General features: G+C 38.5%; 14 protein-coding genes. 2 read left to right on the top strand and 12 right to left on the bottom strand.

Annotation, left to right across the window (positions count from 1 at the left end; all coding sequences use genetic code 11):
• Positions 1-51 precede the first annotated feature (51 nt).
• Positions 52-2,109 (bottom strand): glucosaminidase domain-containing protein, encoded by a 2,058-nt coding sequence (locus BN3004_RS01120; protein WP_058259449.1) that lies wholly within the window; start codon positions 2,107-2,109, stop codon positions 52-54.
• Between the two features lie 154 nt (positions 2,110-2,263).
• On the opposite strand from BN3004_RS01120, the gene BN3004_RS01125 reads away from it, so the two are divergent.
• The gene (locus BN3004_RS01125) at positions 2,264-2,596 is read left to right on the top strand and encodes a hypothetical protein (RefSeq protein WP_058259450.1); all 333 of its coding nucleotides are present in this window, start codon (positions 2,264-2,266) and stop codon (positions 2,594-2,596) included.
• A 195-nt stretch (positions 2,597-2,791) separates the two neighbouring features.
• Complete coding sequence (locus tag BN3004_RS01130) at positions 2,792-3,967, top strand: ISL3 family transposase (RefSeq protein ID WP_058259271.1); 1,176 nt, start codon at positions 2,792-2,794, stop codon at positions 3,965-3,967.
• Between the two features lie 144 nt (positions 3,968-4,111).
• On the opposite strand, the gene BN3004_RS01135 is transcribed toward BN3004_RS01130, so the two are convergent.
• From BN3004_RS01135 to BN3004_RS01185, 11 genes are read right to left on the bottom strand one after another with little or no spacing between them, the layout of a single operon-like run.
• Positions 4,112-4,963 (bottom strand): ABC transporter permease subunit, encoded by an 852-nt coding sequence (locus BN3004_RS01135; protein ID WP_058259451.1) that lies wholly within the window; start codon positions 4,961-4,963, stop codon positions 4,112-4,114.
• Positions 4,947-5,912 carry an ABC transporter permease gene (locus tag BN3004_RS01140; RefSeq protein ID WP_058259452.1) on the bottom strand — a complete coding sequence of 322 codons (966 nt, stop codon included), beginning with the start codon at positions 5,910-5,912 and terminating at the stop codon, positions 4,947-4,949. Before BN3004_RS01140 ends, BN3004_RS01135 begins: the two co-directional genes overlap by 17 nt.
• Positions 5,893-6,963 carry an ATP-binding cassette domain-containing protein gene (locus BN3004_RS01145; RefSeq protein WP_058259453.1) on the bottom strand — a complete coding sequence of 357 codons (1,071 nt, stop codon included), beginning with the start codon at positions 6,961-6,963 and terminating at the stop codon, positions 5,893-5,895. The genes BN3004_RS01140 and BN3004_RS01145 overlap by 20 nt, the downstream gene beginning before the upstream one ends.
• Complete coding sequence (locus tag BN3004_RS01150; RefSeq protein ID WP_058259454.1) at positions 6,956-8,017, bottom strand: BMP family ABC transporter substrate-binding protein; 1,062 nt, start codon at positions 8,015-8,017, stop codon at positions 6,956-6,958. Before BN3004_RS01150 ends, BN3004_RS01145 begins: the two co-directional genes overlap by 8 nt.
• A gap of 1 nt (position 8,018) precedes the next feature.
• Positions 8,019-8,465: a GNAT family N-acetyltransferase gene (locus BN3004_RS01155; protein ID WP_058259455.1), complete on the bottom strand. Its 447-nt coding sequence runs from the start codon at positions 8,463-8,465 to the stop codon at positions 8,019-8,021.
• On the bottom strand, positions 8,465-9,649 hold the full coding sequence (locus BN3004_RS01160; RefSeq protein ID WP_058259456.1) for a cation:proton antiporter: 1,185 nt from the start codon (positions 9,647-9,649) through the stop codon (positions 8,465-8,467). Before BN3004_RS01160 ends, BN3004_RS01155 begins: the two co-directional genes overlap by 1 nt.
• Position 9,650: 1 nt before the next feature.
• Complete coding sequence (locus BN3004_RS01165) at positions 9,651-9,989, bottom strand: hypothetical protein (RefSeq protein WP_058259457.1); 339 nt, start codon at positions 9,987-9,989, stop codon at positions 9,651-9,653.
• 59 nt (positions 9,990-10,048) lie between these two features.
• A complete protein-coding gene (gene dsdA, locus BN3004_RS01170; RefSeq protein ID WP_196792450.1) occupies positions 10,049-11,185 on the bottom strand; it encodes a D-serine ammonia-lyase in 1,137 nt (378 codons plus the stop codon).
• A gap of 57 nt (positions 11,186-11,242) precedes the next feature.
• A complete protein-coding gene (locus BN3004_RS01175) occupies positions 11,243-12,343 on the bottom strand; it encodes a hypothetical protein (protein ID WP_058259459.1) in 1,101 nt (366 codons plus the stop codon).
• A gap of 11 nt (positions 12,344-12,354) precedes the next feature.
• Positions 12,355-12,897, bottom strand: a complete 543-nt coding sequence (locus BN3004_RS01180) for an ImmA/IrrE family metallo-endopeptidase (RefSeq protein WP_058259460.1) — start codon at positions 12,895-12,897, stop codon at positions 12,355-12,357.
• On the bottom strand, positions 12,897-13,274 hold the full coding sequence (locus tag BN3004_RS01185) for a helix-turn-helix domain-containing protein (RefSeq protein ID WP_058259461.1): 378 nt from the start codon (positions 13,272-13,274) through the stop codon (positions 12,897-12,899). The genes BN3004_RS01180 and BN3004_RS01185 overlap by 1 nt, the downstream gene beginning before the upstream one ends.
• Between the last annotated feature and the right edge of the window lie 38 nt (positions 13,275-13,312).

Consider the following 13,312-nt stretch of genomic DNA (forward strand, 5'->3'; position numbering starts at 1 on the left):
CCCTCTCTACTCATATGAGTAAAGAAGGCTTTATGTCCTACTGCATTTATCTTATAAATTAACTTTGTCTAACTCTTTTAGATTGTATTTGTCAATGATTTGCTTTAATTTCGCTGGATAGCTAGGGTCTGTCGCATAGCCGCATCTCTTGATTGCGTAGACACCTCTTTGGTCGTTGAACATAACTTTTCTAAATGGCGTATACCATTTCTTTGCGAAGAATAATTCAGTGTGATCTCTAAATGATTCGTCGGCCGATTTATATGCTCTGAACTTATCGTCAACTGTGTATCTAACATTATTATAAACTTCAGTTGTAGTTATGGTTACGGTGCCATTGGAGGCGCTGCCCTTGATACCAAATAGGTTATTCGAGAACTTTCCTGTGTACTTATCGACTGGCACTGATTGGCCCCAGCCTGATTCAAGTATTGCTTGCGCTGTAGTGATGGCGCCGCTTAGGTCTGTTCTTAAAAACTCGCGTCTAGCAATCTTTTTTGTGTAGTCCAAAAACTTGTCCTTAGCCATTAGTGGTTGTTTTGTATATATCTTTCCAGTGTATATCCTAAATTTAATGCTCTCGCCCTTGATAAAGGCGTCAATTTGATTGCCTGTTACGCTGATTTCATTCTCGCCTTCATCGTCTTTAGTGACGTTGTATCTAAACTTTTGGCCATAAGGCACGTTCTCAGCTATGGTCTTAGTCTTGCCTGTTCTAAGATTTTTGATGTAATAGTTTACGCTGTTGACTCCAACGTTTGACACGGCATTCAAATCCACATACTTATGAACGATGCCGCCAGGAGCAACGCCTTCAAGTATAAGCTTCGAGTCTCCCTTGATCAAAACAAGTTTGTGTTCGCTCTCCATAGTCTTTCCACTCGCGTCTATGCATCTGACGAAGACTTCCTTTTGTCCCGCGTCGTTAATGTTCGGGAAGAACTTGCATGCGCCGTATGATTTTGACTCGATAACTGTTTCTTGTCCTGTCAATGGGTCTCTTAAAACATAATCAGTTCTCATTACATCGAAGTTTCTTTGCGCGTTAAGCGTAACTTGACCTGAGATGACGCCATCCTTCGGTACGCCTGTTATATTTAGATATGGATTTATGCTCATGGTGAAAGTCTTTGTCTCGCCAAAGTGCTCTCTGCCCAGTTCGTCAAAAGCCGATAGCATTATGGAGTAGCTGCCCGCATCTAAATAGCTTGGCTTGAATAAGAATTCTCCTTCTGGATCAAGATTGTCTTTCACTTCTGTCTTGCCCGTAGTTAAATTACTTATAGTCGCCTTCATCTTTGAAGCAATAAAGTTTATGTCAGGTGTAATCTTTAGTTCGTCTTGCACAAAGCCGCCACTCTCAACGCCTGAGTAAGTTACTCTTGGAAGTACGTTTAAGTTGACTTTGGCGCCTGCCGCATCAATTAGATTGCCATTTGCATCGTAAAGTGCAAGAACCAATTTTTTATTTCCTTCATCCTTAAGGCTTGGTAAAAACTCAAGCGTCTCAGCAGCACTTGTCTTTACATCTTGTATATAGCCTTCGTTTTTGTCGTTTAATAGCAATAGCTTTGCCTTTGCAAAATTCTTATTTGTTACGAAAGAAAAATTCATCTTAGTATTTATTGTTTGATTTGGCATAAGTCCAACTATTGTAGTGTTCTCTTCAACTGGATTATAAGTAGATGAATCAATAGTAACCGTTGAGCTTGCTTTATCGTAGCCGACTCCTATATTCATAAGCTCAGCTATGGCTCTAAGCGGTAGATAAGTTTTACGATTAACAATGCAAGGCGCAACGTCAGTAAACTTAAGCGTTCCGTCACTATTGTCAATAATCTTTGAGTCGATATATAGCTTGAAGCTAGCGTTCTCGTCACTAACTGTAACGCTCTTTTCGTCGTTGTTCCAAAGAACTTCCTTACCTAAGGCTTCCCCGATGAAACGAAGTGGAACCAAAGTCCTTCTGTTCTTGACAATGGGGCTCGCGCTCTTTGTCACGTTGTTTCCGTCTATGATTAAGTTAAGTGATGCCGCCTTAGCGCCTGCATTCATAAGGCCTAGAAGCAGTATCGATAGTATAAATAAATTTCTAATTAGCTTTTTCATTTCTTCACCTCTTTTTTAATTATATCATAAAAATTTTTTCTTAGCAATTTTAAATTATTATAATTTTTGTTTTAAATTTTATTATATGGGTATTAATTTAATGAAATAAATTGATGCAAACCACTCTATTAATTTTAAAAAGGAGGATGTTAATATGATGAAATCATTCCAAAGGTTTATCGCAATTTATATAATGAAGTGTTTTACATTTGAAATATTTAATAGTTTCATTTTTGGAAAAGTGGAAGATATAAGTACGATAATACAAATAATAAATGATAGGATTAATAATCCAAACGCCGTTCCTTTAGGTGACTCAGGATATCTTCACGCTGAAAGGCAACTTATATCTCCAATTCCCACTTTATCAATAATAGCTAATATACTTATGATAGCTTTTTATGTTGCTATGGCAAGAGAATTATATTTAATGTATAAGTATGGGAAAGATGAGTTGCAAGTAAAAAAAGAAAACGAAATTAAATAATTACAATTTAAATTAAATAGTCCAGTAAATCTACATAAAAGTAGTTTACTGGACTATTTTTTTTGGCTGTATAATATCTATTGGGGAGTAAAACCTCAATAGATATTTTTTTGATAAAATTACAAAAAAAAGTTGCACTTGCACACATTTTATCCTATACTTAAAATACCACTACAACATAGGAGGTGTGTACAAGTGCAAGAATATAATACCATAAATTTGCTAGCTTGTAAAGATGTAGTTGTTAACAATTTTAAAGAAGGTGAAAATGTAGTAGTTATAGAAGCACAGACAAAAAAGTTAAAAAGCTGCCCATACTGTGGTTCTAAACATATCTGGGTTCATGATCACAGAACTCAAAAGATAAAAGATACACAGATGCATGGTAAAAAATGCATAATAAACCTAAGAAAAACTAGGTACAACTGTAAGTGCTGCGGGAAAAGAATTGATAGCAAAACAGAACTAGTAGCAAAGAAAATGACCATGACAAAAAGACTAGTAGCATCCATAGCTAGAGAGTTTAGAGAACTTTACTCAATAAAGTCAATATCAAGAAGATACTCAGTAAGCACATCAACAGTTACAAGAGTCCTATCTTACCTATCAGTAGAGAGAAAAAGTCTTCCAAAAGTACTTTTAATAGACGAGTTTAAAGGCGACAGCGGTTCATACAAGTATCAATGCTCACTTCTAGATGGCATAACACATGAAATCATAGACATAGTTAAAAGTAGGCAAGAAAATATTTTGTTTGAATACTTTAAAAACATACCAAAAGAAGAAAGAGAAAATGTAAAGATATTTGTTAGCGATATGTCAAAAACATTTAAAAACGTTAAAAACGCATACTTTAAAAACGCAGTACACATAGCAGACAAATATCACTTCGTAAGACAAGTCTCTTGGAGCTTAGAAAACGTAAGAAAGAGAATACAAAAAGATACATCAGCAGAAATGAGAATATACCTAAAAAGAAGTAAAAGCATACTTACAAAACCAATGCCAAAACTTAATGATGATCAAAAGCGAGAAGCAGCTCTAATGCTAGAGATAAGCGAAGAGCTAAGACTAGCATATGGCTTAAAAGAATCCTTCTATCAAGAAGTTCTAGTGCAGAAAAACAAAGAACAAGCACAATACAAGGTAAACGCATGGATAGACATATGTAAAAAATCAAAACTTAAAGAGTTTAAATCATGTATAACAGCCTTTACAAACTGGTCTGATGAAATTACAAACTCATTTGACTACAAACATTCAAATGGAGCACTAGAAGGAAAACATACAAAGATAAAGACACTAAAAAGAAACAGCTTTGGTATGAGAAACTTCGAGAGGTTCAGAAAAAGAATAATGCTTTTAGACTAAAATATATATATAAAACATCATAAAAACCTAATAAGCCTATATAGGTTTATTAGTCATGCAAAAATTACATAAATTTGTGTTATTTTAAGTATATAAATTAAAAACGTGCAAATGTTAGTTTTAACATAAAAAGAGAGACTTAAATCAATAAGTCTCCCCAATATTTGACATAGAGCCTTTTTTTTGACTATATTTTGTACAATATAAAAAAAGTAAAATTACAAGATAGGGAATTAAGTCCAAGAGCTTGTAGTTAATGGCCGCCACGCTTTGAAAGGAGCCCGCAAGATAAGTAAAGACTGCGTAGACAAGGCTTGCGATTGGCGTTAGAGCTGGGTGTATGACTGAGAAGCCTTCAAGTGCCAAGCATATGTAGCCCACATTTTGTGAGATATTCTCCGTAAAGTATGAAAAATACGATAGCGATAAGAAGCTTCCAACGAGCGCCGCAAAAACTGATGCAAAAAGAATCGCATCACGGCGCGCCCTAGCTATATTTAATTTTCTAAAGCTAGCTTTTTCTTCATCAAGGCCCACGGCTCTTAGCTCAAGCCCAGCCCTCGTCTTATATAGATATATATAATAGATAAGGCTTAGTACTAGACCCAAAACTATAAATATGTCGATGCCAAAGATTTTCAGATCAAAATTAACGTTGACCGAAGTCGACATAGCGAGGTCGCCCGCATACAGATAAAGTATAAGGCCCGATAGACCGCGAAGAATGAGGTTCATCGCTATACCATAAACAATGTCTGAGACGCCTCTTCGCTTTGTTAGATAAACAAAAAATGTATTTACCAATAGCGTTATGACTGTCGCGACCAATATTGTCAAGATAAATGAATGCGTTTCGCTATAGACCACAAGCGCCGTTATCGCCGAGATATTAACAAGGCCGTCTGCGTGTAAGAGACAAAGGCCGAGCATCCGCATCGAGTTGATGGCTAGACACAAAAGAAATATGCGTAAAAAAGCTCTAATAATTTCTGTCATCGCGCGCCTCCAATATCGATATAAAAATCAGAACGCCTTGCATTAGGTACATCACAGACGAAACGAAGGAAAATTCGGTCTGCATGACAAGGCTTAATAGTCTTATGTATGTAATTAATATGGCTGGGTAGGCAAGTTTTTTAAAGTCGCCACGTGCTAGAAGCGTTACAGTTATCGCGTCAAAGCCGTAGCCCGTGAAGCTTTGAAGTGAAAAGCGATTGTAGTTTAAAAATAAATATAGAAAGGCTGCCACAGATGTTAGAAGCACAAGGCAAAGGTCTATCGTCCTCTTTTCTTTTTTTATCTCAGTTCCAGTCGAGATCAATATGCTTGGCGCGTCCTTGATTATTTTTAGCTTAGTTATGAGCGAGGTCTTTACTGCAAATATTATAAAGGCAATGAGGCTCACTACGGCTATGGCAATGCCAAGCTTTATATCAAGGGCGAAAGCAAAGTCTTTTGTAACGGCTGAAGAAATATTTTCATCTGAGAAAAATGTATAGACAAGATAATTTATCACACCTAAAATAAGGTAGTTAAAGATCAGTGATGAGATAATGAGTTTATTTCCATCGCCTCTTGAGACTTTTTTCGGCACTTGCCAAAGTAAATACAAAACTATTGGCACTAAAACTATAATTATAAAGAAATTTGCAAAGTAAATGGCTACTAGCGCCGATAAGAAGACCGCCATATGAAAGATGCCTTCAAGCGAAAAGTTCATCTCACCCATTGACAAGGAAAGATTCATCGCCACTGACAAAAGGCCGACTATGAGAAATTCTTTGATAAAACTAAGTCTATAGAATGGCGAGGCAAATGGTTTTGCGGCCGCCATGAGTATGTCATTTAGACTGATATTTGAGATTAAAGCGACTAAGACTAATGTTATAAGCATCAAAAAAGGATATAGCAAAATGAAATATCTCTTAAATGACTTTGATTTCATCTACTATATCCTCCTTTAAATCTTCGTAATCGTCCGAAACGATGTAAATGGTCTTGCCCTCGTCGCGCCTCTTAAGTATCGACTCTTGAGCAAGGGCCTTTGCTTCGAAGTCCATGCCCTTTTTGTAATTATATAAAATATATAGGTCTTCATCACGCTCTAGCTCTCTGAAAAAGACCATCTTTTGCAGATTGCCTCCCGAGAGTGTCTTTGTGATGTCACTCGTCTTGAACTTCAGTTTGTATTTTGCAATAAAGTCCTCGGCGTCTTTAGTATAATCGCGCTCTTTATTCTTTAAAATATCATATATGAAGATGTTCTTGTACGCCTCTTCGTCCATAAGCAAGGCGCTGCGCACATCTTTTGGCACGTAGGCAAAGCGCGTGAAGCCTTTTATTAGCATCTCGAGTTTTGCCTCGTCTTTTAGGTAGATGCCGATAATTTTTGAGCTGCGTGCATTTTGCTTAGGCTCAATATTTTGCCTAGGCTCAATATTTTGCTTATCGAGTAAAATCTCATTCGCATCAAAGCTTTGGATGAAGTCCTCGTCGTGCGATACCATAAGAAAGCTCTTCTCCGAGCTTTTGATGTAGGCCTTAAGCTTCTCTGTGGTCCTCGCATCAAGTGCTGCACTCACCTCGTCAAGCAGTATCAGCTTTTTATCACTTAGGCTCATTGCGATGAGCTCAACTGTCTGCCTCTCAATAGTCGTCATGTCCTTAACTTTTCTTTCAAGACCACTTATAAAAAAAGGCGAGGTCTTTACTAAGCTAAGAGCTTCTTTTTTGCTCACGTTTATGGCAGAGCTGATATTTTCAATAGCGCTTAGCTCATCAAAGAGCATAAAGCTCTGACTAAGCATATAGGCCTCGTCTGAGACTATCTCTCCACTGTAATCTTTTAAGTCTCCGTGAATGAGTTTTAATAGAGTCGTTTTGCCTGCGCCATTCTTCCCCATAAGAAAAGCAAGTCTCTCATTTATCTCTAAGCTAAAATTATCAAAGATGATCTTCTCGCCATAAGCAAAGCTTAAATTATTTATCTTAATCATTGAATTCGCTTCTGATAGTGATTTTATCAGCTTTTATCTCGTCAATAATCTCGTCTATCTTGGCTCTATCTGCTTCGCTGACTGTGTTTTTATAAAAATCGTTGTCAGCTATGCCGATGGCGTCATCTTTAACGCCTAAGATTTCTGTTGTACCGAAGATTTCTTCGCCTGCTTTGTATTTATCAATCGCTCTAAGTAAGGATGTGTCAACTCTTTTTAGTATTGAAGTCAAAATGTATTTCGCTTTTGCTTCGCCTAGTAGAGCCGCTTGGTCTGAGTCAACGCCTATGACGTAGCGCTCTGTCTCAGCTGCCGAGTCAATTATGCCAAGGCCAGCTATGGATGCGACGTTAAATATGATGTCGACGTCCTTCTCCTTGTACAAGATGTTAGCTAGATCCTTCGCCTTAATCGCGTCAGTGAAGTTACCAACGTAGCTTGTTAAGACCTCGATGTCCTTGTCAATGTATTTCGCGCCATCTTCGTAGCCAAGTAAAAAGTCCTTAACTATCTTACTGTCCATGCCGCCAATTAGGCCAATCTTCTTAGTCTTTTTGGCAAAACTATAGCCCTCACCTTGCTCAACTAATCCAGCAAGCGCTCCAGCTAAGAAGCCGCCTTCGTTTTGCTTGTAAAGAATCGAGTAGATGTTCTCATACTTTTTCTCGCCATCGTTGGCGTTATCGTCAAAAAGTATAAATTTTTGTTCTGGGTAGGCTTCGGATATCTTTTGTACCTTGTCCTTAAGCTGCCAAGTGCCCGCTACGATGATGTCGTAGGCCTTTGAAGCAACGTTTTCTTCGAGTATTGCAGCGTACTTTGTCTCGTCGGTACCCATCTCTATGGTCTTAGTAGTGATCTCTGGATACTTTTCCTTGATTAGCTCCATGCCTGCTTCAGCGCTATCGAAGAAGCTCTTGTCGCCAAGCGTGCCATTGATCAGTAAAAGTATACTTAGATCCTTTTTATCATTTTTAGCAGCATCATCAGTCCCTGCGCATCCAGTCAATGCTAAGCACAAGACCATAAGCATGATAAATATTTTCTTATACATATTAATCTTTTTTGTAAAGCATATCAACGTGCTCTATATCATCTTCAAGATAAGGCTCGGATATCTCTTTAAAACCTTTCTTCGCATAATAATTTTTCATATATGTTTGCGCTTGTATCTTGATTGTGTCCTCTTTCATATCGTCTGTGATGTAGTCGATTGCCCTTGAGAATAGCTTATCGCCGTAGCCATCTTTTCTAAAGTCCTTCTTCACAAGGAAGCGACCGATAGAAACTTCTGGGTAGCGAGTACCCTTCTCAGTGATTCTTGCGTAGGCCACTAGCTCGTCTCCCTCTATGAGCATAAGATGGACTGATACTGGATCAAACTCGTCTATATCGTGATATGGGCAGTTTTGCTCAACCACGAAGACAGCTTGTCTAAGCTTAAGTATTTCATATAGTTCTGTTGTGTTTAGCTCTTCAAAATACTTAATTTTTATGTTCATTATAAGTTCTCCTTTTTGATTTCTCCAGATCTAAGTAGCGCCATCTTTGTGATTAATGGACCTACTAGTTCGTAGATAACTGTAGCTGAAAGTATTATGTCTCTGATTACTTCTCCATGTGGTGCAGGTATGATTCTCTTTGCAATTAGTGAAAGACCTATGGCAACGCCGGCTTGTGGTATTAGGCATAAACCTAGGTTTTGTTGTACTGTGCTTGGCAAGTTGCCGATCTTTGCGCCAATGCCTGCTCCTAGTGCCTTACCTATGACTCTAGCGATAACATATGCTATACCAAGTAGACCAACTTTTGTTAAGCTTGCTAGGTTAAGGTCTGCACCGGATAATACGAAGAAGCATAGGAAGATAGCTGGCGTAATAACTTCGATTGCGTTGAAGACTTTCATTTCTTCTCTTGATGTGTTACAAATTGTTGTACCAAAAGCCATCATAGTAAGTAGACTTGATAGGTCAAAGCGTAGTGATATAGCAGCTAATAAGAATATTACACCTATAAAAGAAACTTGGATTTGTCCTTGGTTCTTCATGAATCTCATGGACTTAACCATGATGATGCCTGCTACTACACCTAGTGCAAGCGCTGCAAGTATTTGTAGAACTGGCTTTCCAACCATGTTCATCATTGAAAAAGCTCCGCCCTGTATCATGTTTTGAGCAAGTGTTGATGCAACACCAAAAGCGATGATACAAACGCCGTCATCAAGTGCAACAACTGGTATAAGTGTTCTAACTAGTGGTCCTTCGGCCTTGTATTGCTTGATGACCATAAGTGTTGCGGCTGGTGCTGTTGCGCACGCGATTGAGCCTATTGCTAGTGAGAATGGGAAACTTTGTCCAAGTAAAAGCATAACTACGGTTACTAGGAAAAAGGCAACGAGTGCTTCTAGTAAAGTAATTATAAATATCGCCTTGCCCACTCTTTTTAAATCGTCAAACTTTAGCTCGGCACCTATGGAAAAGGCGATGAAGGCTAAAGCGACTTCACTGATGATATCGAAGTTCTTAACTGCTTCTGCGGGTATTAGTCCTAAGACCGAGGGTCCTATGAGTATACCTGCTATCAAGTAGCCTGTTACCTCTGGAAATTTGAAGAGGCCAAGTATTTTTGAAACTATAAATCCAACGAGTAAGATTGTACCTAAATGTAATAAGATTTCAAAGTTCATACTATTTAGTCAATCCTTCCACGCTCTTGACATCAAGAGTAAACATAATTCCTGTATTTTCATTATTAATATTACCCATAACAGTCTTAACAACTTCCTTTGCTACGACAAGCTTTTCGTCGTCAAGCACCATAAGCAGTGTTTTGTTGAATGGTCTTTGTCCGTTAAGTATTTGTCTAAGTCCGCCGAAGGCACTAATGTCTTTGTGCCAACCAGCTAGTGTTGAGGCCATACCTTGACTGTCAAGTATAGTACCTCCTGTGATTGATTTTTTGGAAAGTTCAAGTAATAATTCATCGAGCTTATCCATTTCATTTAAAATTACAACTAATAAATTCATAATATCCCTCCAAATTTTAATTATATCACTAACAATATTATAATTCAAGACTTTAAGTGCTATTTATCAACATTTGATCCAGTGATCCATAGTATTGAGTTCTTTGGCCTATTTATTTTTTCATATGCTAATAGTGCTGCGGCGCTCGATGCTTCAACGACCTTTTCATCTATCTCTTCTATATCTTTCTTTGCTCTTAATATGCTCTCGTCATTAAAGCTGAAGAAGCCGTCGATAAGTGAGTCAACGATAGGAAAGACAAGCTTCGATGGTGCGCTGCATGCAAGACCATCGGCAATGGTTTTGCCTCCGAGACCGATATCGTTAACAGAAGCAGCCTCACCATGAACAAAGCTATATAGCATACAAGGGTACTCAGTCGGCTCTACAAAGTATATACGGACGCTGTCTTTGAAGAAGCTCCTCAAGGCAAAGGCGATGCCACCAGGTGCGCCGCCAACGCCGCATGGCAAAAATACATGAAGAGGCTCGTCATCTGATGGGATTAACCCGCTTGATGCTACTTGCTCAGCCACTTCAAAAATGGACGCTGCATATCCAAGGAAGAGCTTCTCACTCATCTCGTCGTCAACGAAGTAGCTCATATGGTTTTGCTCTGCGCTTAACCTACCCATCTTGACTGCGTATGTATAGTCGCTGTCGTATTCAATAACTTCTGCGCCCACTTCTCTAAGTAATTTTTTCTTCCAGTCCTTCGCGTCGCGGCTCATATGAACCTTGGCTTTAAAGCCAAAGGCCTTGGCACATAGGCCTATGGATAGACCTAAGTTGCCAGTTGAGCTCACTTCGATTGTATATGCCGCCATAATCTTTCGTATGTCATTAAGACTTAGCTCATCAAATTTATCTAGCATGCCGTTTTCTTTTAAAACGTCTTCGACCTTGACCATGACCTCGTTAAAGCCGCCCCTTGCCTTAACGCTATGAGCAACTTTTAGCTCCGAGTCAAGCTTTAGGTAGACATCAGCTCCAAGCTTTGACTTATATAAATCACTTTTGTAATAGCATGGCCCATTTATCTCCTCAAAGGCTTCCATGAAGAGAGGTGCAAAACGTTCGAAGCGCTTCTTTGCAAGAAAGGCGTCGTACAATGTAAAGCGCAGGTCCGTATTTCTATTTCTTTCTATAGGGTAATAAATCTCTTCTCTATTTTTAAGTTTATCAAGTATATCCACTTCTATCTCACTCCTTTTTTAGACAAAAAAATAGACGACCTAAGCCGTCTATTATTACTAATTATTATCTACAATGTAATACTCTCTTGACCATTCTCTAACTGTCTTGTCTATATCAATGGCATCGTAGTATCTGTCCTTGCCCATGTAAGTGCCGTCAGCATACTTCATGCCCCAAGAGTTAGGGTCGTTTACTATATAATAAAGTCTTCCGTCTACTACTTTATATCCATTGACAATGATGAAGTGACCGCCGCCACCTGTATAGTACTTATTAAAGTGAGAATTGTTATCTGGATTATAACGAAGTGTCGATGAATCGATACAGATGATACAGATCTTGCCTTCTCTAAGCGGTGTCAATAAGCTATCTGGGTTCTTGTAGAACTTCATTTTGTGCTTAACGCCAGAATCACTTAAGAAGTCACTAACGTCTGATGTGAACCACCAGCCGCCATCATTAACGCGAGTGTTTCTAGCAGTTTCAGCTGTGATAGCCTTGTCATATCCCTTTTGGAAATACAAGCTCATTACAGCGCAGCTTGGTCCGCAGTTATTATCAGCGTATTGACCTGTTTCTTTTTGGTCAATATACCAGTCGTAGTCCTTTTGATTAAGAACTTCTAATTCATTTTCATCTTTTTCTGCAAAAACAAATTCGCCGTTTTCAGCCTTAAAGCTAAATACTTCAGCTAGATGTTCTAGTGGATAAAAAACTGTATCATTAACTCTCTTTACTCCCTCATCAAGTGAAGCGATATCGTCCTTATAATATATAGGGAACTTAATGTCTTCCATCTTATCATAAGTTTCGCTGTCAAGTCTAAGTGCTTCTATAGGCTTTTCTGTGCTATATAGCATGCCATCGTCAAGATAATAGAAGCCATCTTCACTCTTCTTTGGCATAGGAACACCGTCAACCATCTCATAAACATTGCCCACTCTATGTATTGTTGGGTTAAGTAGCTCTAAGAATTGGTCGAAGATGACATATTCTTTGCCATCGATATCATAAGACGTTAATACGCCGTCTGTTCCTGCTGTTGTGTAATGATCCTTTATAGTAAATTTAGCAGCGTCCTTAGCTCCATCGCACGCAAATAAAAATAAGCTTGCTAGGACAAGTAATGCCACTGCGCTTAATATTTTCTTTTTCATAGTATCCTCCACTAGTCTGTTTCGTATTTTTTAGCTTGTTCTGCTAGATTTTGAAAGAACTGGCTCCTAGGAACTTCACCCAAATTGATTTTCAGTCCCCTCTTCTTCATAGACTTAAGCTTATAAAGAAGGAGGTTCTCGTCAACCATCAGTCTTTGAGCGAGCTCCATATAGCTCATGCCTTCCTCTATAGTGTTTAAAACTTCGTCTTCGTCAATAAGTAGATGCGCCGCAAAGGTATTGGCCTGGGCTTCGATTATTGAAGACTCCTGTGACAGGCCAAAATCTGCTAGCTCCGCCTCACTCGCATAATCCTTGTGATAAAGGTAGTGACCTAGCTCATGCGCCAAGACCTGTGTAATCACCTTCTCATCCGCATGAGTATTGTAGATCACATAGCTAACGCCGTCCAAAATCCTAAACATGCCTAGAAAAGCCGCACCTATGTTAATGGGTATGACTACTACGCCGAGGTTTTCAAGTATCTCGTAAGGATCATTAGTTCCGTGCTCCTCAATCAATGCAAGTGCATCATCTAAATATTTTTCGCTCACTAATTTTTACTTTCCTTATTATTATTGCCTTGATATTTTGATTTGTAGTAAGCATCTGTGATAGCTTCAACTACAGCCTTTTTGTCTTCATCGCTAAGTGTTCCACCTGCGAATAGGCCTAGCATGCCATTTACAAGCATGTCATAGTTTTGGTCCTCAACTGGAACCTTGTAGTCGTCATCATCAACCAAAAGGTATGATGCGTCAACTCTAAATATGTTAGCCATTTGGTTATAAATTTTTCTACTACGAGGTCTCATACCATTGACTTCATATCTTGATATAGTCTTAAGTGATAAACCTAGTTCTTCGGCAAGATCAGTTTGTGTCATGCCTTCTTTTTCTCTTAATCTTTTTAATTTTTGTGCAAAATCCATTTCTTCACCTTCCTAAAATATTTTCTTTGTCATTCAAG

Origin of the sequence: Fenollaria timonensis (assembly GCF_001457835.1) — a bacterium.
In the GTDB taxonomy this organism is placed as follows: Bacteria; Bacillota; Clostridia; order Tissierellales; family Peptoniphilaceae; genus Fenollaria; species Fenollaria timonensis.